16 protein-coding genes and 1 pseudogene are annotated in these 18,355 nt (G+C 71.8%); 6 read left to right on the top strand and 11 right to left on the bottom strand.

The features are described 5' to 3' along the window. Window positions 1-327, top strand: a pseudogene (locus tag ABZ453_RS17485) (Na+:solute symporter); the annotation flags it as partial. Between the two features lie 91 nt (window positions 328-418). Here ABZ453_RS17485 and ABZ453_RS17490 read toward each other — a convergent pair. Together ABZ453_RS17490 and ABZ453_RS17495 are read right to left on the bottom strand one after the other, a co-directional pair. Next, the gene (locus ABZ453_RS17490) at window positions 419-1,534 is read right to left on the bottom strand and encodes an ADP-ribosylglycohydrolase family protein (RefSeq protein ID WP_359015828.1); all 1,116 of its coding nucleotides are present in this window, start codon (window positions 1,532-1,534) and stop codon (window positions 419-421) included. Window positions 1,535-1,656: 122 nt separating this feature from the next. Continuing rightward, entirely contained in the window at window positions 1,657-4,092 is a 2,436-nt protein-coding gene (locus ABZ453_RS17495) for a tetratricopeptide repeat protein (RefSeq protein WP_359015829.1), read from the bottom strand. Window positions 4,093-4,185: 93 nt separating this feature from the next. On the opposite strand from ABZ453_RS17495, the gene ABZ453_RS17500 reads away from it, so the two are divergent. After that, a complete protein-coding gene (locus ABZ453_RS17500) occupies window positions 4,186-4,701 on the top strand; it encodes a DUF2165 domain-containing protein (RefSeq protein WP_359015830.1) in 516 nt (171 codons plus the stop codon). On the opposite strand, the gene ABZ453_RS17505 is transcribed toward ABZ453_RS17500, so the two are convergent. The 3 genes from ABZ453_RS17505 to ABZ453_RS17515 all read right to left on the bottom strand — a co-directional run bounded on the left by ABZ453_RS17505 (window position 4,694) and on the right by ABZ453_RS17515 (window position 8,835). Then, entirely contained in the window at window positions 4,694-5,257 is a 564-nt protein-coding gene (locus ABZ453_RS17505) for a hypothetical protein (RefSeq protein WP_359015831.1), read from the bottom strand. The genes ABZ453_RS17500 and ABZ453_RS17505 overlap by 8 nt on opposite strands. 72 nt (window positions 5,258-5,329) lie before the next feature. Continuing rightward, a complete protein-coding gene (locus ABZ453_RS17510) occupies window positions 5,330-7,915 on the bottom strand; it encodes a bifunctional FO biosynthesis protein CofGH (RefSeq protein ID WP_359015832.1) in 2,586 nt (861 codons plus the stop codon). 71 nt (window positions 7,916-7,986) lie between these two features. Continuing rightward, window positions 7,987-8,835 carry an LLM class F420-dependent oxidoreductase gene (locus tag ABZ453_RS17515; RefSeq protein WP_359015833.1) on the bottom strand — a complete coding sequence of 283 codons (849 nt, stop codon included), beginning with the start codon at window positions 8,833-8,835 and terminating at the stop codon, window positions 7,987-7,989. A 166-nt stretch (window positions 8,836-9,001) separates the two neighbouring features. Between ABZ453_RS17515 and ABZ453_RS17520 the strand changes: the two genes are divergently transcribed. Then, entirely contained in the window at window positions 9,002-10,507 is a 1,506-nt protein-coding gene (locus ABZ453_RS17520) for a CehA/McbA family metallohydrolase (RefSeq protein WP_359015834.1), read from the top strand. On the opposite strand, the gene ABZ453_RS17525 is transcribed toward ABZ453_RS17520, so the two are convergent. Together ABZ453_RS17525 and ABZ453_RS17530 are read right to left on the bottom strand one after the other, a co-directional pair. Then, window positions 10,504-10,740, bottom strand: coding sequence for a hypothetical protein (locus ABZ453_RS17525; protein WP_359015835.1), 237 nt, complete (start codon window positions 10,738-10,740; stop codon window positions 10,504-10,506). The two genes, ABZ453_RS17520 and ABZ453_RS17525, sit on opposite strands and share 4 nt — an antisense overlap. 23 nt (window positions 10,741-10,763) lie before the next feature. Next, window positions 10,764-11,198, bottom strand: coding sequence for an ATP-binding protein (locus ABZ453_RS17530; protein WP_359015836.1), 435 nt, complete (start codon window positions 11,196-11,198; stop codon window positions 10,764-10,766). A 201-nt stretch (window positions 11,199-11,399) separates the two neighbouring features. Between ABZ453_RS17530 and ABZ453_RS17535 the strand changes: the two genes are divergently transcribed. After that, window positions 11,400-12,254 carry a helix-turn-helix transcriptional regulator gene (locus tag ABZ453_RS17535; protein WP_359015837.1) on the top strand — a complete coding sequence of 285 codons (855 nt, stop codon included), beginning with the start codon at window positions 11,400-11,402 and terminating at the stop codon, window positions 12,252-12,254. A 10-nt stretch (window positions 12,255-12,264) separates the two neighbouring features. After that, window positions 12,265-12,447: a DUF397 domain-containing protein gene (locus ABZ453_RS17540; RefSeq protein ID WP_359015838.1), complete on the top strand. Its 183-nt coding sequence runs from the start codon at window positions 12,265-12,267 to the stop codon at window positions 12,445-12,447. On the opposite strand, the gene ABZ453_RS17545 is transcribed toward ABZ453_RS17540, so the two are convergent. Then, entirely contained in the window at window positions 12,430-13,218 is a 789-nt protein-coding gene (locus ABZ453_RS17545; RefSeq protein WP_359015839.1) for an endonuclease/exonuclease/phosphatase family protein, read from the bottom strand. The two genes, ABZ453_RS17540 and ABZ453_RS17545, sit on opposite strands and share 18 nt — an antisense overlap. Before the next feature lie 110 nt (window positions 13,219-13,328). Here ABZ453_RS17545 and ABZ453_RS17550 point away from each other — a divergent pair, with 110 nt between their 5' ends. Next, on the top strand, window positions 13,329-13,724 hold the full coding sequence (locus ABZ453_RS17550; RefSeq protein WP_359015840.1) for a nitroreductase/quinone reductase family protein: 396 nt from the start codon (window positions 13,329-13,331) through the stop codon (window positions 13,722-13,724). Window positions 13,725-13,908: 184 nt separating this feature from the next. On the opposite strand, the gene ABZ453_RS17555 is transcribed toward ABZ453_RS17550, so the two are convergent. From ABZ453_RS17555 to ABZ453_RS17565, 3 genes are all read right to left on the bottom strand, one after another. Then, a complete protein-coding gene (locus ABZ453_RS17555; RefSeq protein ID WP_359015841.1) occupies window positions 13,909-15,363 on the bottom strand; it encodes an aldehyde dehydrogenase family protein in 1,455 nt (484 codons plus the stop codon). Next, window positions 15,360-17,090, bottom strand: a complete 1,731-nt coding sequence (locus ABZ453_RS17560; RefSeq protein WP_359015842.1) for a D-aminoacylase — start codon at window positions 17,088-17,090, stop codon at window positions 15,360-15,362. The genes ABZ453_RS17555 and ABZ453_RS17560 overlap by 4 nt, the downstream gene beginning before the upstream one ends. Before the next feature lie 120 nt (window positions 17,091-17,210). Next, complete coding sequence (locus tag ABZ453_RS17565) at window positions 17,211-18,329, bottom strand: LLM class flavin-dependent oxidoreductase (protein ID WP_359015843.1); 1,119 nt, start codon at window positions 18,327-18,329, stop codon at window positions 17,211-17,213. Window positions 18,330-18,355: the final 26 nt, after the last annotated feature.

Raw genomic sequence — 18,355 nt, forward strand, 5'->3', positions numbered from 1 at the left:
CTGGGCCTGCTGCGCCCGTTCCGCCGCTCCGGCCCCACGGCGGCGCTGACCAGCTGGTCGATGGGCCTGCTCGCCTTCTGGCTGGTCAACTACCCAATCAACTGGAACGTCAAGGGCGGCGTCCCGCTCCAGTACCAGGTCTCGGTCCCGCTGGCGGTCTCCCTGCTCCTGTACATCCTCATCGGCTACCTCAAGCCCGAGGACACCCCGGACCGGCTGGCCGTCATCGAGCGCATCAACACCGACGACGACAGCACGGCGGCCGCGGTCCCGGTCCCGGCGGGCGGGGTGGACGACACCCTGGGCAAGACGCCCGTGAAGGACTGAGCCGGCGGACGTACGGCGGGCGGTGGCCCGGGTTCCTGACGAGCCCGGGCCACCGCCCTTTCGTACCGCCGGTAGGCGACGGCCGGGGTGGCTACGCCCGCGGGTAGCGCGCCAGCCAGCCCGGGGAGGAGCCGGCCGGGCCGTGGAGGGCCGGGCCCTGGGTCATCTCCATGGCGAAGTCGTCGGCGAGTTCGAGGAGGGTGGGGCGGCCCTCCAGTTCGGCCAGCCAGGCCGGGGGCAGCGCCGTCTCGCCGTGCAGGGCGCCCAGCAGGCCGCCGGTGAGGGCTCCGGTCGGGCCGGAGGGGCCGTCCTGGTTCACGGCGAGGCACAGGCCGTGCCGTACGTCCTCGCCGACCAGGGCGCAGTACACCGCGGCGGCCAGCACGCCCTCGGCGGAGCCGTCGCCGGCCAGTTCCTCCACGCGCAGCGGTGTCGGCATGCCCTGCCGTACCGCGCCCAGCGCGTGCTGCAGCGCGCCCGACACCGGCTGGTGCCCCGGCCGCGCGGCGAGCAGCGCCAGGGCCCGCTGCACCGCGCCGTCCAGGCTGTCGCCCCGGGCCAGCGCGTGCACGATCACGGCGTACGCCCCCGCCGACAGGTAGGCGGTGGGGTGGCCGTGGGTCTGGGCCGCGCACTCCACCGCGAGCTGGACGACCAGTTGCGGCTCCCAGCCGACCAGCAGCCCGAAGGGCGCCGACCGGGCGACCGCCTCGGGCCCGACCTCGGCGGGGTTCTTGGGGGCGTCCAGCGTCCCCATGGTGTCGTCGCCGAACCCGATCAGCAGCGAACGGGCCGGGTCCCGGCGCGCGTACAGCCACTCCTCCCGGGCCAGCCAGCCGTCGTCCTTGCGCCGCTCGTCGGGCCCCCAGTCCCGCTGGGTGGCCGCCCAGCGCAGATACGCCCGGTGCAGGTCGGTCGGCGGATGCCAGGCGCCGGTGTCACGGCGTACCTGGGCCCGTATCAGCCCGTCGACGGAGAACAGGGTGAGCTGGGTGAGGTGGGTGACGGCGCCCCGCCTGCCGAAGGCGAAGGCGAGGTCCACGAGCCCCTCGGCGCCGTACGTCTCGCGGATCTGGTCGAGGTCCAGGGCGTCCACCGGCGCGCCGAGCGCGTCCCCGACGGCCGCCCCGAGCAGCGTCCCGCGCACCCGGCTGCGGAAGTCCTGCTGCTCGACCCGGCCCCACACGGCCCCGGTAGTCACAGTCACCAAGACCTCCCCTGCGGCACCGCCCGACGCATGACAGTCCAGCACTGTAATCGAACGGGGACGGTGCGTTCAGGGGGCATACGTGTATGGGAGGAGTGACGGAAGTGGCCGTTCATGGCTGTTCATGGACGGTTTTGAGCGGATGTGCCGTCGCCTTGATGATCGAGCCGGGCGAGGACGGCCTCTCGCTGCGCCCGTGCCCACGGGTAGTCGGGGTTGAGCTCCAGGGCCCGGTCCAGGGCCGCGAGGGCCTCCGGGTGGCGGCCCAGGTTGCTCAGCGAGGCGCCGCGGCTGGCGTGGGCCGAGGCGTAGTCGGGGTCGATGGCGAGGGCACGGTCGTAGTCGGCGAGGGCCTCCTCGTCGCGGCCGGCCACCCGCAGCGCGTCCCCGCGTTCGCAGTGGCCCCAGCCCCAGTCGGGCCACAGCCTGAGGGCGTGGTCGATGTCGGCCAGCTGCCGGGCCGGCTCCCCCAGTGCCCGCCACACCCGGGCCCGGCGGCCGAGCGCCCAGCCGTAGTCCGGCTTGAGCTCCAGTGCGCGGTCGAGGTCCGCGAGCGCCGCGTCGAGTTCGCCCTCCCGCTCCCGGGCGGCCCCGCGCGACGCCCAGGCGAACTCGTTGGCCGCGTCCAGCCGGATGCCCTCGCTCAGGTCGCGCTCCGCGGCCCCGGAGTCGCGCAGGAGGCGGTGGAACTCGCCGCGCAGGGTGACGTTCCAGGCGTCGTCCGGCTCCAGCGCGACCACCCGGTCCAGCAGGGCGACCGCGCCCCGGTGGTCGCCGGTCCGGCTCAGCGTGACCGCCTTCGCCCGCAGCGCCCGCGGCAGGTCGGGATCGAGGGCGAGGGCGCGGTCGTACTCCTCCAGCGCGCGCCCGTCGTCCCGGTCGCGCGCGAACGCGTCGGCCCTGACGCTCCACGCCCGGGCCCGCCAGGGTTCGTCACCCCGGGCCCGGTCCAGGAGCAGCCCGAGCAGCGGGACCGTGCCGCCCGCCGCGAACGCCTCGGCGAGGTCGTCCGCCCACGCGCGCACCGCGTCCGTGTCCGCGTCCTCCCCGGCCTCCGCGAGCAGGGCGATCCAGCGCCGTACGACGTCGTCGCCGTGGTCGCAGGCGTCGACGAGGTCGTGCAGGACCGCGGGCAGCGCGGCGCGGGGTGCCTCGCACAGCGCGTGGTAGGACTCGGCGAGGCGCAGGTCCCGCCACTGGCCGTCCGGCCAGAACTGGTCGCGGGCGAGGTTCTGCTCGAGCCGTTCCCGCCACCGCCCGAACGCCCGGGTGAGCCGGCCGTGCCGCTCGCTCCAGGTCCGGGGGTACCAGCGGCGCTGCAGCCGCAGCATCGGCGCGCGCACCACGTCGTGGTAGCGCAGCCGGTCGCCGCGCTCGCCGACGAAGGGCATGCCCCGCAACCAGCCGTACAGGGCGTCGAGTTGGTCGTCCGGGCAGTCGAGCACGGCCCGCAGGACGTCCGCGTCGAGCCATCTCGGCAGCGCCCCGGCCAGCGCGGCGGCCCGGCGTACGGGATCGCGCTCCCACTTCAGGAACCGCTCCACCGCGTCCGCGCTCGGGTCGTCGACCTCGTCGAGGCCGGCCGGCCGGGCCTCGGCGAGGGTGGAGACCAGCACGGGCAGTCCGCCGGTCAGCCGCAGGACCTCCGCGACGACGGGCTCGTCCCGCACGCCCCGGTCCGCGAGCAGCCCGCGTGCCTCGGCGTCCGTGAAGGGGCCGAGCGGCACGTCGGCGAGGAAGTCGGCGAAGCCGCCCCAGCGGGCGGTGTCGAGGGGGCGCTGTCCGGCGGTGACGACCACGACCGTCGCCGGCAGGGTGCCGTACCGGTCGGTGGTCATCACCTGGTGCAGCCACGCGTCGAGGACCGGTCCGGTGCGCTCGTACGTGTCGAGGAACAGGACGGTCCAGGGTGCCGCGTCCGCCGCCTCGGACAACGCGTCCAGCAGCACGGGGGTGAGCACGGCGGCCGGGTCCAGGACGAGTCGCACGTCCTCCTGGCTACGGAAGCGGGCGCTGAGCCCGGCCCGCAACCGGTCGACGCCTTCGGCGAGTTGGACGGGATCGAGGGCGCCGGCGAAGGGGCCGACCACCGGCACGGCCGCCGCGCCGATCAGCCCGGCCCGGGTCACCGCGAGGCTCCCCGCCGAGGGCCCGTCGCGGTCCGTGTCCGGGGCGGCGAGCACCGCTTCCGCCTCGTGCCGCCGCTCCCGATGGGCCGCGAGCAGCCGGTCGAGTTCCTTGAACCGGTGTCCCTGGGCGGCGAACTGACGGCTGATCACCTCCAGCGCCTCCGGGAGGCCGGCGACGCTCTCGTCGACGTACGCGGTGAGCGCGCCCCGTTCACGGGCGATCTGCTCCAACTCCCGTACCAGGAAGGTCTTTCCGACGCCCGCGTTGCCGTGCACATGGAAGCGGAAGCGATGCCGCTCGTCCTCCGGCGCCAGGTCGAAGTTGCCGCGGAAAGCGGCCCGTTCGGCTGCTCTGCCGACGAAACCGGCGCGTCTGCGGCGGGCGATCAGCTCCTGCATCGACGGCCGCGACCCCCGTGCCTGCGCCACCGGTCCGTCCTCTCGTCCGGGAACCCCTCGCGTCGGCAACATTCTGGCCTACGGGGGTGAGGACGGCTGATCATCCCGGGCAAGATTGCTGTCATGTCCACCAACACACCCCCCACCACCCGTGCCCTCGACCTGACGGCCGCGCTGCTCACCGCCGGCGTGGCCCTCTACATAGCGCTCGTCGCCTTCGGGAACATCACCGACTTCGGGACGAACCAGGCGTTCGTGCAGCACGTCCTCGCCATGGACACCACGTTCAAGGAAGACGACCTGATGTGGCGGGCGATCACCAACAAGGGCCTGCAGAACACCGCTTACGTCCTGATCATCGTCTGGGAGACCCTGGCCGCGCTCGTGCTGATCTACGCCACCTGGCTCTGGGCCCGGCGCGACCACGCCCGTGCCCGCAGCCTGTCCGTCTACGGTCTGCTGATGCTGTTGCTGCTCTTCGGCGCCGGGTTCATCGCCATCGGCGGTGAGTGGTTCTCCATGTGGCAGTCGAAGACCTGGAACGGACTGGACGCCGCCCTGCGGGTGTTCGTGTTCGCCGGGATCACGCTGCTCGTCGTGCTGCTGAGCGACAACCGCCGTACGGACGCCACTACTTGACGACCGCGACCTTCGTGCCCGCGGTCCCGAAGGTCCACAGCGCCGCCCCGTCCGCCGTTCGCATCCGGACACCGCCGGTACGGACGCCGGACGCGGGCGGCGGCGAGGAGCCGTCGACCGCGTTGGAGAAGGCGATGTTGACGCCGGACTGGGCGGAGAAGTACACGATGTGCTCGATCTTCACACCGTCGGATCCGGTGATCGGGCCCTCGGTGCGGGTGCCGACCGTGTAGCTGCCCGCGGCCGGGCTCACCGTGCCCGGCCAGACGGCGAAGGTGCGGCGGGCCGCGTCGCTCGCGTCGACCAGCCAGACCGTCTTCTGCCCGAGCGAGTACACGATCCGGCGCCCGGTCCCGGAGCCGTCCGGCACCTTGGCCGGGGCCGCGGTCCTCGTGGCGGAGGGGTGCGCGCCCGCCGAGGCCGACGCGTGCGGCCGGGAGGCGGCCACGTGCGGCTTCGTTCCCTTGTCGGCCTGCACGGCCAGAACGGCGACAGCGGCGATCGCTCCTACCGTCAGACCGGTCACCCAGACCTTGGGGGCTGGCACGGCACGCATCTCCTCGGTTACAGGACCCCTGGAACCCGTCGGAACAGGGGTCCGATCATCGTACTGTGAGGCTCCCGGTCCTCAGTCCAGCACGGGCAGCAGCTCCGGAAGGTGCCCGTCCGAGACCGCCGCGGCCCGCTGCCGTTCCTCCGGCACCTCGCCGTACAGCGTGGTCCGCGGCCTCGCCGGCCGTCCGGCGGCGTCGGCCACGGCGATGAGGTCCTTGACCGACTTGTACGAGCCGTAGGAGGACCCGGCCATCCGGGAGATCGTCTCCTCCATCAGCGTGCCGCCCAGGTCGTTGGCGCCCGAGCGGAGCATCTCCGCCGCCCCCTCCGTGCCCAGCTTCACCCAGCTGGTCTGGATGTTGGGGATGTGCGGATGAAGGAGCAGACGGGCCATCGCCGTCACCGCGCGGTTGTCGCGAACGGTCGGCCCGGGGCGGGAGATCCCCGCCAGGTAGACGGGCGCGTTGGTGTGGATGAACGGCAGGGTCACGAACTCCGTGAAGCCGCCGGTCTGCTGCTGGATGCGGGCGAGGGTGCGCAGATGGCCGAGCCAGTGACGGGGCTGGTCGACATGGCCGTACATCATCGTGGACGAGGAGCGGATGCCGAGTTCGTGCGCGGTGGTGACGACCTCGATCCAGGTAGCGGTCGGCAGCTTGCCCTTGGTCAGGATCCAGCGGACCTCGTCGTCGAGGATCTCGGCGGCCGTCCCGGGGATGGTGTCGAGGCCGGCCTCCTTCGCCGCCGTCAGCCACTCCCTGATCGACATACCGGTGCGGGTGGCGCCGTTGACCACCTCCATCGGGGAGAAGGCGTGCACATGCATGCCCGGCACCCGCTCCTTCACGGCCTTCGCGATGTCGAAGTACGCCGTCCCCGGCAGGTCGGGGTGGATCCCGCCCTGCATGCACACCTCCACGGCCCCGACGTCCCAGGCCTGCTGGGCGCGGTCGGCGACCTGCTCCAGGGAGAGCGTGTAGGCGTCGGCGTCCGTCCGCCGCTGGGCGAAGGCGCAGAAACGGCAGCCGGTGTAGCAGACGTTGGTGAAGTTGATGTTGCGGGTGACGATGTACGTCACGTCGTCGCCGACCGCCGCCCGGCGCACCTCGTCCGCGATCCGGGTCAGGGCGTCCAGCGCGGGCCCGTCCGCGTGCAGCAACGCCAGCGCCTCGGCGTCGGTGAGGCGGGTCGGGTCGTCGGCCGCGGTCGCCAGGGCGGCCCGGACGTCGGTGTCGATGCGCTCGGGCGCCATGCCGGGCGCCGCGGCCTCGCGCAGCTCCGCCCAGTCGCCGTACACCTCGTCGAAGTCGTCGCGGCGGTCGGACGTACGGCCCTCGCTGTCGATGGCGGTGTGCAGGTCGGTGCGGCCGGAGGCCGTGAAGGCCTCCTCGGGTTCCTGCCAGGGGTGCCCCTCGACCACGGCGTCCGGCAGGGCCAGCCCGGTCTCCGGGTCCGCCAGGGCCCGTACGTGCGGGCGCAGCCGCGGGTCCAGCCAGGGTTCGCCGCGCTTCACGAACTCCGGGTAGACGCAGAGACGTTCCCGCAGCGCGAACCCGGCCGCCTTCGACCGTACGGCCAGCTCCTCGATCTGGGGCCAGGGGCGTTCGGGGTTGACGTGGTCGATGGTCAGCGGGGAGACCCCGCCCCAGTCGTCGATGCCCGCCCCGATGAGCCGCTCGTATTCGCCCTCGACCAGGTTGGGCGGCGCCTGGATGTTGGCGGCCGGGCCCATGATGTGCCGGGCGACGGCGATCGTCGCCACCAGCTCGTCCAGCTCCGCGTCCGGCATGCCGCGCATCGCGGTGTCCGGCTTGGCGCGGAAGTTCTGGATGATCAGTTCCTGGATGGAGTGGTAGGCGCGGGAGACCTTCCGCAGCGCGAAGAGGGACTCGGCCCGCTCCTCGTAGCTCTCGCCGATGCCGATGAGGAGGCCGGAGGTGAAGGGCACGGAGGACCGCCCGGCGTCCTCGAGGACCCGCAGCCGCACGGCGGGCTCCTTGTCCGGGGAACCGTAGTGGGGCCCGCCCGGCTCGGACCACAGACGGGTGGCGGTGGTCTCCAGCATCATGCCCATGGACGGCGCGACGGGCTTGAGCCGCTGGAAGTCGGTCCAGGACAGCACGCCGGGGTTGAGGTGGGGCAGCAGCCCCGTCTCCTCCAGGATGCGGATGGATATGGCGCGGACGTAGGCGATGGTGTCGTCGTAGCCGTGCGCGTCCAGCCACTCGCGCGCCTCGGGCCAGCGCTCCTCCGGCTTGTCGCCGAGGGTGATCAGGGCTTCCTTGCAGCCGAGGGCGGCGCCCTTGCGGGCGATGTCCAGGACCTCGTCCGGCGACATGAACATCCCGTGCCCGGCACGGCGCAGCTTGCCGGGGACGGTGACGAAGGTGCAGTAGTGGCACTTGTCCCGGCACAGCCGGGTCAGGGGGATGAAGACGCTCTTGGAGTACGTGATGACGCCGGGCCGGCCGGCCGCCTCGAGGCCCGCGTCGCGCACCCGGGCGGCGGACGCGGCGAGGTCGGTGAGGGCCTCGCCGCGCGCCTGGAGCAGGACGGCGGCCTCGGTGACGTCGAGGGCGACGCCGTCCCGGGCGCGTTTGAGGGCGCGACGCATGGAGTTCTCGGTGGGGCCGGTTCCGGGGGTCGCGGAAGTCGTCATTCTTCGAGCATAAGGTCGAGCTGATCAGCGCCCGGAGGGCAGTCCATGGTCAGCCGAAGGTCACTCCAAGGTCAGTCCAGGAAGGCGGCGCAGCCGTCCAGCGCCCTCAGCACCTCCGCCTCCCCCTCCGGCGGCAGCTGGACCACGACCTCCTCGATGCCGAGGTCCGCGTAGTGGGCGAGCTTGCCGGGGGTCGGGAAGACGGCGTACGGGACGACCTGGAGGGTGGCCGGGTCGCGCCCGGCGTCGGTCCAGGCGGCGCGCAGCACGGGCAGGGACTCGGTCAGCCCGCGGCCGCCGATGGGCAGCCAGCCGTCCGCGTACTCGGAGATGTGCGAGAACAGCTTGGGGCCGGCCGCCCCGCCGATCAGGGTGCGGGGCCCGACCACCGGTCCACGCGGCTTCTGCACCGGCTTGGGGAAGGCGGAGGAGGCCCGGACGCTGCCGAACTCGCCCTCGTACGCGGTCGGTTCCTCCGACCACAGCGCGCGCATCAAGGCCATCCGGTCCTTGACCAGCTCCCGCCGTGTGCGCCACTCCACGCCGTGGTCGGCGGCCTCCTCGACGTTCCAGCCGAAGCCGAGGCCGAGGGTGAATCGCCCGCCCGAGAGGTGGTCGAGGGTGGCGATCTGCTTGGCGAGGTCGATCGGGTCGTGCTGGGCGACCAGCGTGATACCGGTGCCGAGGCCGAGCCGTTCGGTCACCGCGGCGGCCTGCCCGAGGGCGACGAAGGGGTCGAGGGTGCGGCCGTACTCGGGCGGCAGCTCACCGCCCGCCGGGTACGGCGTCACCCGCTCGACCGGGATGTGGGTGTGCTCGGGCAGATAGAGGCCGGCGAAGCCCCGATCCTCCAGCTCACGGGCGAGCCGGGTCGGGGTGATGGTCTCGTCGGTGAGGAAGATCGTTACGGCGATACGCATGACCCATCTGTACCGGCCGGGGGTGCGGATGTCCATACCGACCGGTCGGCACCTTGGTCACAGTGGCCGTATGCAGACTGCCCCCGTCTGCGTACATGACATACCGTCGATCCCCGATTCCCTTCTCTTCCACGGCAGTTCACACCCGTACCGGAAGGTGGCCTCCATGTGTGAGGACGCGCACGGCATCGGACGACGAGCTCTGTTCGTGACGGGCGCGGCCGCCGCCCTTACGTTGGGAAGCGTGAGCTTCGCGGCGGCCGACGGCCAGGACCAGGAGACCAGGACGGTACGCGGCACCCTGCCCCCGGGTTCGCCGGACTTCGTCTACGTACCCGTCGAAGTCCCGTCCGGGGTACGGGAGATCAGGGTCGCGTACACCTACGACAAACCGCCCGTCCCGGCGGGCACGCAGGGCAGCGCCCTCGACATCGGCATCTTCGACGAGCACGGCACCGAGCTGGGCGGCCGGGGCTTCCGGGGCTGGTCGGGCGGGGCGCGCACGGAGTTCTTCGTCCGCGCGGACGACGCGACGCCGGGGTATGTGCCGGGCCCTGTCCGCCAGGGCACCTGGCATGTGGCGCTCGGCCCGTACACGGTGGCGCCGCAGGGCCTGTCGTACGAGCTGACGATCACGCTGACGTACGGGGAGCCGGGCGAGACGCCGCGGCCGATCTACCCGCCCTCGCACGCGAAGGGTCGGGGCCGAGCCTGGTACCGGGGCGACTGCCACCTGCACTCCTGGTATTCGGACGGCCGCCGCACCCCGGCCGAGATCGCGGCGCTGGCCCGAGCGGCGGGCCTGGACTTCATCAACACCTCCGACCACAACACGCACGCCTCCCACCCCCACTGGGCCGAGGAGGCGGCCGACGACCTACTGATTCTGTTGGGCGAGGAGGTCACGACCCGCAACGGCCATGTCGTGGCACTGGGAACGGACCCCGGGACCTTCATCGACTGGCGCTACCGGGCCCGCGACAACCGCTTCGGCCGTTTCGCCCGCGAGATCCACCGGGCCGGCGGCCTGGTGGTCCCGGCCCATCCGCACGCCACCTGCATCGGCTGCGGCTGGAAGTTCGGGTTCGGCGAGGCGGACGCGGTGGAGGTGTGGAACGGCCCGTACACGCCGGACGACGAGGTGACGCTGGCGGAGTGGGACAACATGCTGGTCGCCTCCGTCCGGGAGGGCCGTGCCTGGATCCCGGCGATGGGCAACAGCGACGCCCACCGGGACCCGGACGCGGTGGGCCTGCCCCAGACGGTGGTCCTCGCGGACGACCTGACCCGGGAGGCGATCCAGGCCGGCATCCGCGCGGGCCGCTCCTACGTCGCCGAGTCGAAGAACGTCTCCCTGACCTTCACGGCATCGGGCGCCCGGGGCGAACACGCCGGGATCGGGGAGCGGTTGCAGGTGGCCCCCGACACCCCGGTCACCGTCCGCGTGGAAGCCACGGGCGCCCCCCGCTGCACGATCCGCCTGGTCACGGACCAGGGCGTCCTGTACACGAGCGACCCGCTCCCGGTGGGGGGATCCGGGGTGGTGGAATGGCACACGACACCGGCGTACGCGGCGTACGTCCGCGCGGAACTCCGGCACGAGACGGCGGCGGGGCCGGTACCGGGGGCGCTGGCGGCGTTCACCAACCCGATCTTCCTGGGGCGCCACTAGGAGCCTCCGGCCCGTGCGTCTTCCAGGGCCGCCATGATCTCCGGCGCGTTCCTGATCAGCACCCGGTGCCGGTAGGCCCGGACCACGGCTGCGGCGCCCGCGAAGTCGTTGGTGGGGGAGGCTCCTACGGCGGCTGCGGGTTCGTCCTCGAACCGCTCCTGGTCGCCTGGGAAACCGTACCGGCTGAGCGCGCTGCGCAGATCGTCCACGGTCCGGATCTCGGGCAGCGGCATCGCTTCCGCTCTCCGTACGGTGCTCACCACGCCCCCGCCCCGCACTCCGCCCACAGCAGCTTGCCGCCCTTCGAGGCTCCCAGTTCGCGGAGGATCGACGCGCCCCAGGCGTCCGCGCAGGCTCGGACCAGGGGGAGGCCGCGGCCGTGTTCGGCGTGCGGTGGGGGTTCGGGGGCGGCCGCGTTCGTGAAGCCCGGTGGGACTCGGGGGTCCGTGTCCCATACGGCCACGCGGAGGCGGCCCGGCTCCGAGGAGAGGAGGCGCAGGGCGTACGGGCCCTTGGTATGGCAGTGCGAGTTGGTCAGCAGTTCCGCCGCCAGGAGCTCCGCGGTGGGGGTCAGCTCCGGCATCCCGTGGGCGGCGAGCACGAGTCTGAGGGTGCCCCGTGCGATACCCGGTGCGCGTGGATCACGCGGAAGGTGCAGGGTGTAGTTCCAGGACGGGGATACGGTGGCCATCGGAAGTCTCCGGTCACTGAGGGGAGTTGGACAGGTGCCTGGTGTCGATGCCGTGGCGTCCCACGGTGCGCTTCCAGACGGGGCGCCCGGAGAAGACGATAGAGGGATCGCAAAGCTGCTTTGCGTGAGTTCGAAGAACCTGGGCGACTTCTCCCTCGTGTGGGTGACAAACTCGCGGTACGGCCGCTAGGAGGAGGTCCCATGGCGCCCAGACCCGCGCCGACGGCCCGACGCGTCCGGCTCGGCACGGAGCTGCGCAAACTCCGTGAGCGGGCCGGGCTGACCTCGACCGAGGCAGCACAGTTGCTCGGCACCAGTTCGGGTCAACTCAGCAACGTCGAGTCGGCCCGGTTCGGCGTGAGTCCGGACCGTGTGCGAGCGATGGCCGGTGTCTACTCCTGCACCAACCAGCCCTACGTCGACGCCCTGGCCGACATGGCCGCCGAGAAGGCACGCGGCCGGTGGTGGGACGCGTACCGCGAGGTGCTGCCGTCAGGACTGCTCACCCTCGCCGAACTGGAGCACCACGCCACAGCCGTCCGTACCGCGTTCACCGCGCACATCCCCGGCATGCTCCAGACCAGCGAGCACGCCCGGGAGATCTTCAGCCACGCGATCCCGGCCCCCACTCCGCCAGAGGTCGAGCACCGCGTCTCGCACCGGATCAAGCGCCAGGACTTCGTGTTCCGGGAGCGCCCGAATCCGTACAGCACGGTGATCCATGAGGCAGCCCTGCACATGCGGGTCGGCGGTCGGCGGGTGGCCCGTGAGCAGTTGCGCCACCTGCTCAACATGAGCGAACGGGACCACATCACCCTGCGGGTGCTTCCGTTCGACGTCGGGGCGTTCCCCGGCTCCGGTCAGTCCATCAACTACCTGTGCGGTCCCGTACCGGCCCTGGACACCGTGCAGTTGGACCAGTTCCACGGTCCCGTGCTTTTGGACGCCGAGGCCCATCTGGAGAAGTACCGGCGGCTTCTCGACGTCGTCGAAGCCATGTCCCTCGGCCCGGCGAAGTCCCGGGATCTGATCCTCGCCATCGTCCAGAACATGTGAAGGAGCCCACATGCCCACGCACGCCTGGCGGAAGTCCTCCCACTGCCAAGAGGGAGAGGCCTGCGTCCACATATCCCCCACCGCCACCGCCGTTCACATCGCCGACGACGACCCGCCCCGCACCGTCCTCACGGTCAGCCCCGTCGCCTTCGGAGCCCTGGTCGAGCAGCTGAAGTCATCCGGCAGCCGCTGAGCCGGCCAGATCCGCCACCACCGCCGCATGATCGGAAGGCCACACCCCGTCGACCGGGCCGTCGCCCGCCCGCCATGCCCTTCTCACCGTGCCGGGGCCGGCCGGGCCCGCCGGGGCGCCGACGTGGATGTAGTCGATGCGGGCGCCGGGGCCGCGGTCCGGGTGCAGGGTCGTGGAGGGGGCGGACGCGTCGGCGTGGTCCCAGGCGTCGGCGAAGGCATCCGTGCCGCGGAACAGGCGGATCTCGTCGGAGTCGGGGACGGCGTTGAAGTCGCCCGTGACGACGGGCGGGAAGTCGGTGCCGTCCCGGTGCGCGGCGACGAACCCGGTGAGGGCGGTGACCTGGCGGCAGCGGATCGCCGAGGCGGTCGGGCGGGAGGTCAGATGAGCTGTGAAGAAGGGGAGTCGTGGGCCGGGGGTGGCTATGCGCGTATAGAGGGCGACGCGGCCGTCGTCCACGTCCTCGGGGGCCGGCAGGCGGAGCACGTCCCGTTCCAGCAGCGGCCAGCGGCTCAGTACGGCGTTGCCGATCTCGACGCCCGGCTCGCCGATGCGCCGCTGCCAGCGGTCGGAGGCGGGCGAGGGGGCCCAGGTCCAGTGCATGCCGAGCTCGTCGGCGAGCCATCCGGCGAGGTTGTCGTCACCGACGGCCCACACCTCCTGCAGGCCCACGACGTCGGGGCACAGATCGCTCAGAACGGTCAGGATGGCCTTCTGCCGCTCGGCCCAGGACCCGAAGCGCCACCAAAGGTTCCAGGTCACGATGCGCATCGGGCCACCGTCTCTCATAGCGGAACCGTTCGGGGTTCCGGCGGTTGTTCGAGTTCGAGTGAGAGACATTGAAGAGCATCGGCAGCACGACGAGACGGAGATCCGCGCACATGACCCGTGACCACGAGAGCAAGTACCGGCGTGCCACCGCGTTCCAGCGCCGCCTCAATCCGATCATGCGCCGTCTGCCGCTCCAGACGCTACTCGAGACGACCGGTCGCGCCTCCGGGCTCCCCCGCCGCACCCCCGTGGGCGGCCGGCGGGTCGGGGACTCGTTCTGGCTGGTGTCGGAGTTCGGGGAGCGGGCTCAGTACATCCGCAACATCAAGGCCGACCCCCGGGTGCGCGTCCGCATCCGGGGCCGCTGGCACACCGGCACCGCCCACCTTCTCCCGGACGACGACGCCGTCGCCCGCCTGCGCACCCTCCGCTCCCTGAACAGCGTGGCGGTACGGGCGATCGGGGCGGGGTTGCTGACGGTGCGGATCGATCTGGATCGGGAATGACCGAATCGCCCAGGAGGGACACCTACGTGAAGTCGAAAGACACCGCGCATCGTCGAGGAGCGGATGGCGAATGCCTCGCCGGGCAGTCCGATCGAGGACGTCATGCGGGAGACGTTGGCACGGGGTGACGGAGCGCGGCGTGAGTGAGGACCAAACCGTCGGTGACACCTGAGCCGAGCTCAGCTCACCCCGGCCAAACGATCGACTGCACCTCCCCGTAAGCGTGCAGGGCGTACGAGCCCACGTCGCGGCCGACCCCGCTCCTCTTGAAGCCGCCGAACGGGGCCTCCATGTTGCGGCCGACGGTGTTGACGCCCACTCCCCCCGCCCGCAACCGCCGAGCCACCCGGAACGCCCTCGCCACGTCTCCCGACCAGACGTAGTCGATGAGCCCGTAGTCGCTGTCGTTGGCCAGCGCGACGCCCTCGTCCTCCTCGTCGAAGGGGATGACGACGACCACCGGGCCGAAGATCTCCTCCCGGGCCACCCGCATGTCGTTCGTGCAGTCGGCGAGGAGGGTCGGGGAGACGTGGAAGCCGCGGTCCAGCGGCGGGCGTTCGCCTCCCGCCATCACCACCGCGCCCTCCTTGCGGCCCAGTTCGACGTACGACTCCACCCGGTCCCGGTGGGCCGCGGTGATCACCGGGCCGACCACCGTGTCCGGCTCCCTCGGGTCGCCCACCTTCAACCGGCCCGCGTAAGCCGCCAGTTGGTCCACCAGACGGTCGTACACCCCGCGCTGCGCCAGCACCCGCGTCGGTGCCGTGCAGATCTGGCCGCTGTAGAAGGAGAAGGTCGTGCCGATCCCGGCGACCGCCGAGGCGACGTCCGCGTCGTCGAGGACGACCGCCGCGCCCTTCCCGCCCAGCTCCATCAGCTGCCGTTTCATGTCCCGCCCGCACACCTCGGCGATGCGCTGCCCGACGGTCGTGGACCCGGTGAAGCTCACCATGTCCACGTCGGGGGAGGCGACGGCCTCCTCGCCGACGGACGCCGACCGCCCGGAGACGACGTTGACCACACCCGCCGGCGCGCCCGCCGCCTCCAGCGCCTCCGCCATCCGGTACACCGACAGGGGGTCCTGCGGGGCGGGCTTCACCACCACCGTGTTGCCCATGGCCAGGGCGGGCGCGACCTTCCCGGCCGGGTTGGCCCACGGGTTGTTGTACGACGTGATGCAGGTGACCACCCCCACCGGCTGTCGCACGGCCAGCGCGCCGAACACCCCGGCCTTCCCCATCGGCCCGGCCTCGTTGATCTGCGGCGGGATGGCCCACTCGGCCGGCTCCACGCGCGCGTAGCGCCGGAACCGGGCCATGCCCACCCCGACCTGCATCGCCCGGGCCGTCCCGGTGGTCGCCCCGGTCTCCGCCTGCGCCAGCTCGGCGTACGCCACGAAGCGGCTGCCGATGATGTCCGCGGCCCGGCCCAGGATCGCCGCCCGTTCCTCCGGTGAGGTCCTCGACCACGGCCCGAAGGCCTCGCGGGCCGCGGCGCAGGCCGCGTGCACCTGATCCCGCGAGGCCTCCGGAGCCCACCCGACGGTCTCCTCCGTCGCCGGGTCGACGACGGCGTAGTGCCCGCCGTCCGGCTCGACCCAGCGCCCCCCGACGAACAGCCGCTGTTCATCGCCATTCAACGGGTGCTCACCGTCCTCGTGTCCCGCCCGGAGCGCAGCACCTTTCCCGGTACGGCACCGCTCACCACGTCGTCCCGGATCGCCTCGACCCCGTTGACCCACACGGCCCGCACTCCGAGGGCCTTGGCGTCCAGTCGCGGACTGTCACCCGGCAGGTCGTGCACCAGGGTGGCCGAGGCCGCGCCGATCCGTTCCGGGTCGAAGAGCACGAGGTCCGCATGGAAACCCTCCGCCACCCGGCCCCGCCCGCGCAGGCCGAAGAGCCGCGCCGGGTCGTCCGTCAGCATCCTCACCGCCTGCTCCAGCCCCACCAGCTTGCGCCCGCGCAGACAGTCGCCGAGGAAGCGGGTGGTGTACGGCGCCCCGCACATCCGGTCCAGATGCGCCCCGGCGTCGGATCCGCCCAGCATCACGTCCTCGTGCTGCCAGGTCTCGGCGCGCAGGGCCCAGGACGCCGGGTCGTTGTCGGTCGGCATGGGCCACAGGACCGTACGCAGCTCGTCGGCCGCGCAGATCTCCACCAGGCACTGGAACGGGTCCTGCCCCCGCTCCGCCGCGATGTCCCGCACCACCCGGCCGGTCAGCCCGCGGTTCGCCTCGCTGTAGGTGTCGCCGATGACGTACCGCCCGAAGTCCGCGAGCCGCCGGAAGACGCCCGCCTCCTTGGACTCGGCGCGCCGCAGCATCTCGGCACGCACGGCCGGGTCCTTCAGCCGCGCGATGCGCTCCGGCACCGGCAGCCCCAGGATCGGGCCCCACCCCGGTATCAGGTTCAGGGCGCAGAAGGTGCCCAGCGACATGTTCATGGGCGTGAGGATCGGCATGGTCAGCGCGACGACCCGGCCGCCGGCCTTCCGCGCCTGCTCGCTCGCCTGCAGCTGCCGGGGCACCCGCTCGGGGACGGACGCGTCGATGGTCAGCACGTTCCAGTTCAGCGGCCGCCCGGCCGCGGCGCTCATCTCCGCGAACAGTTCGATCTCGGCGTCGCTGAACTGGTCCAGGCACCCGGCGACGATCGCCTCGATCTGCGTCCCCTCGTGCTCCCCCACGGCCCGCGACAGCGCCAGCAGCTCCGCCGGCTTCGCGTGCCGGGAGGCCACGGGCTTTCCGTCCCCGTCGGAGTGGGTCGAGGACTGCGTGGTGGAGAACCCCCAGGCCCCCGCGTCCATGGCCTCGTGCAACAGCCGCACGATCTCGCCCAGTTGCTCCTCACTGGGCTGCCCCCCGATGGCGTCCGGCCCCATGACGTGCCGCCGCAGGGCGCAATGCCCCACCATGAACCCCGCGTTGACGGCGATCCGCCCTTCGAGGGCGTCCAGGTAGTCGCCGAAGGAGCTCCAGTTCCACGGCGCCCCTTCCTCCAGCGCCACCAGCGACATCCCCTCGACCTTGGACATCATCCGGCGCGTGTAGTCGGCGTCGGCAGGGCGGGCGGGATTCAGGGGCGCCAGGGTGAAACCGCAGTTCCCGGCGGCGACAGTGGTGACACCGTGGTTGAGCGAGGGCGTCGCGTACGGATCCCAGAACAGCTGGGCGTCGTAGTGGGTGTGCGGATCGACGAACCCGGGCGCGAGAACGAGCCCGGAGGCGTCCTCGGTGGTCCGCGCCTCCTCCGTGATCCGTCCTACAGCCGCGATGCGGCCGTCCCGTACACCCACGTCAGCGGTGAAGGCAGGCACCCCCGTCCCGTCGACGACGGTGGCGCCTTTGATGAGGTGATCAAGCATGGAGCCTCCTTCTCAACTCCGGCGGGACGGGCGCCCCAAAGGGGCGCGGGGCTGTATCGATCTGCGGCTCCGCCGCGCGAGCGCGATCAGCCACACACGACCCGCACCCCGCAACGACGCTCAGCCGGCAGCCCGGAACCGGGACGTCCGATGTACAGGATCCGTGTCGATCTTCGGAATCACGTGCTCCCCGATCAACCGAATCGTCTGCAACGTCTCCTCCTTCGGCACCCCCACCGGCAACCCGAAGCTCAACTGGTCCGCCCCCGCCTGCTCCCACCGCTTGCACTGCGTGAGCACCTCGTCCGGGTCACCGCAGATCAGCAGCTCCTCCTCGATCAGCAGCTCCACGAACTCGGGCGTGTACTCCGGCAGCGTCTCCGGCCACACCGGGAACCCCTCGGGACGAGGAAACGTGTCGTGGTACCGGAACACCAGCGAGGGCAGATAGTGCAGCCCCCCGTGTACCGCGATGTCGATCGCCTCCGCGTGCGTCGGCGCGCAGATCGCCGTCGTCGTCACCATCACGTTGTCGTTGACGAAGTCCCCGACCGGCTCCGCGTTCACGATCGCCGTCTTGTACTGCTCCAGCACCCACTCCATGTCGGACACCTTCTGGATGCTGAACCCCAGCACCCCGAGCCCCTTCTTCGCGGCCATCGCGTACGACGGCGGCGACCCGGCCGCGTACCACATCGCCGGGTGCGACTTGCCGTACGGCTTCGGCAGGACCTTGCGCGGCGGCAGCTGCCAGAACTTGCCCTGGAAGCCGACGTACTCGTCCTGCAGCCACATCTTGGGGAACTCGGCGATGGTCTCTTCCCAGATCTCCTTGGTGTAGTTCATGTCGGTCACCCCGGGGATGAACCCGAGGATCTCGTGCGAGCCGGCCCCGCGGCCGGACCCGAACTCGAAGCGGCCCTCGCTGAGGTGGTCCATCATGGCGACCTTCTCGGCCACCTTCACCGGGTGGTTGACCTGGGCCAGCGGGTTGAAGATGCCGGAGCCCAGATGGATGCGTTCCGTCGCGTGCGCCAGGTAGCCCAGGAACACGTCGTTCGCGGAGAGGTGCGAGTACTCCTCCAGGAAGTGGTGTTCCGACGCCCACGCGTACTTGAAGCCCGACTTGTCCGCCTGGATGACGTACTCGGTCTCCTCCATCAGCGCCTTGTGCTCGGCGAGCGGATCGGTCTCGGCGCGTTTACCCACGTATCCCTGTACAAAGAGCCCGAATTCCACGGCGGTTCACCGTCCCAAGTCAGGTG

It is taken from the genome of Streptomyces sp. NPDC005799, assembly GCF_040630525.1.
Taxonomy (GTDB): domain Bacteria; phylum Actinomycetota; class Actinomycetes; order Streptomycetales; family Streptomycetaceae; genus Streptomyces; species Streptomyces griseorubiginosus_B.

What these genes read in the sequence shown, in the direction of transcription:
- ABZ453_RS17550 (WP_359015840.1), top strand. Translation starts at nt 13,329, where the DNA reads ATGACCCGTGACCACGAGAGCAAGTACCGGCGTGCCACCGCGTTCCAG.
- ABZ453_RS17530 (WP_359015836.1), bottom strand. Translation starts at nt 11,198, where the DNA reads ATGGCCACCGTATCCCCGTCCTGGAACTACACCCTGCACCTTCCGCGT.
- ABZ453_RS17500 (WP_359015830.1), top strand. Translation starts at nt 4,186, where the DNA reads ATGTCCACCAACACACCCCCCACCACCCGTGCCCTCGACCTGACGGCC.
- ABZ453_RS17515 (WP_359015833.1), bottom strand. Translation starts at nt 8,835, where the DNA reads ATGCGTATCGCCGTAACGATCTTCCTCACCGACGAGACCATCACCCCG.
- ABZ453_RS17510 (WP_359015832.1), bottom strand. Translation starts at nt 7,915, where the DNA reads ATGACGACTTCCGCGACCCCCGGAACCGGCCCCACCGAGAACTCCATG.
- ABZ453_RS17520 (WP_359015834.1), top strand. Translation starts at nt 9,002, where the DNA reads ATGTGTGAGGACGCGCACGGCATCGGACGACGAGCTCTGTTCGTGACG.
- ABZ453_RS17540 (WP_359015838.1), top strand. Translation starts at nt 12,265, where the DNA reads ATGCCCACGCACGCCTGGCGGAAGTCCTCCCACTGCCAAGAGGGAGAG.
- ABZ453_RS17560 (WP_359015842.1), bottom strand. Translation starts at nt 17,090, where the DNA reads ATGCTTGATCACCTCATCAAAGGCGCCACCGTCGTCGACGGGACGGGG.
- ABZ453_RS17535 (WP_359015837.1), top strand. Translation starts at nt 11,400, where the DNA reads ATGGCGCCCAGACCCGCGCCGACGGCCCGACGCGTCCGGCTCGGCACG.
- ABZ453_RS17505 (WP_359015831.1), bottom strand. Translation starts at nt 5,257, where the DNA reads ATGCGTGCCGTGCCAGCCCCCAAGGTCTGGGTGACCGGTCTGACGGTA.
- ABZ453_RS17545 (WP_359015839.1), bottom strand. Translation starts at nt 13,218, where the DNA reads ATGCGCATCGTGACCTGGAACCTTTGGTGGCGCTTCGGGTCCTGGGCC.
- ABZ453_RS17525 (WP_359015835.1), bottom strand. Translation starts at nt 10,740, where the DNA reads ATGCCGCTGCCCGAGATCCGGACCGTGGACGATCTGCGCAGCGCGCTC.